The sequence below is a fragment of the Marinobacter sp. UBA2498 genome (genome assembly GCF_002341575.1).
Lineage (GTDB): Bacteria > Pseudomonadota > Gammaproteobacteria > Pseudomonadales > Oleiphilaceae > Marinobacter > Marinobacter manganoxydans.
This window is the reverse complement of sequence record NZ_DDOI01000128.1, coordinates 1-562: the sequence shown is the minus strand read 5'-3', so window position 1 is coordinate 562 and position 562 is coordinate 1. Positions and strand designations below refer to the sequence as shown.

Here is a 562-nt window from a genome sequence, read left to right as displayed (position 1 = left end):
TGGCCATCTCACCCACCAGTGTGGTGACGGTGGTTTTGCCATTGGAGCCTGTGATCGCGACGATCGGCGCATCGGCAGCCTCGGCGAACAGATCAATGTCACCCCGGATTCTTGCTCCCTGGCGGGCGGCAGCTGCAATGGCTGGTTCGGCAATGCTGATTCCCGGGCTGACCACCAGTTCGTTGAAACCGGCAAACAGCTCTGCGTCAAAGGTCCCGAGGTGTACCGGAATATCCGGCCAACCGACCTTCAGCTGATCAAGACCCGGAGGAGCCGTGCGGCTATCGGCCACAGCAACGTCCCGCCCCTGTTCGGACAGATAGCGCACGCAGGAAAGCCCGGTTTTACCGAGCCCTACGATCAGTGTGCGACGATCCGAAACAATGACACTCATAGTTGCAGCGCTTTCCTATCTCAGTTTCAGACTGGCAATGCCAATCAGGACCAGAACGACCGTGATAACCCAGAACCGGACAATCACTCGTGGCTCCGGCCAGCCTTTCAGTTCAAAGTGGTGATGCAGCGGCGCCATGCGGAATATCCGCCGCCCGGTCAGACGGAA

2 pseudogenes are annotated in these 562 nt (G+C 59.1%); both read right to left on the bottom strand.

The annotated features are described in order from the left end of the window. Positions 1–394 (bottom strand): annotated as a pseudogene (gene murD / locus B2W52_RS17805) (UDP-N-acetylmuramoyl-L-alanine--D-glutamate ligase); the annotation flags it as partial. Positions 395–409: 15 nt separating this feature from the next. Further along, positions 410–562 (bottom strand): annotated as a pseudogene (locus B2W52_RS17800) (phospho-N-acetylmuramoyl-pentapeptide-transferase); the annotation flags it as partial.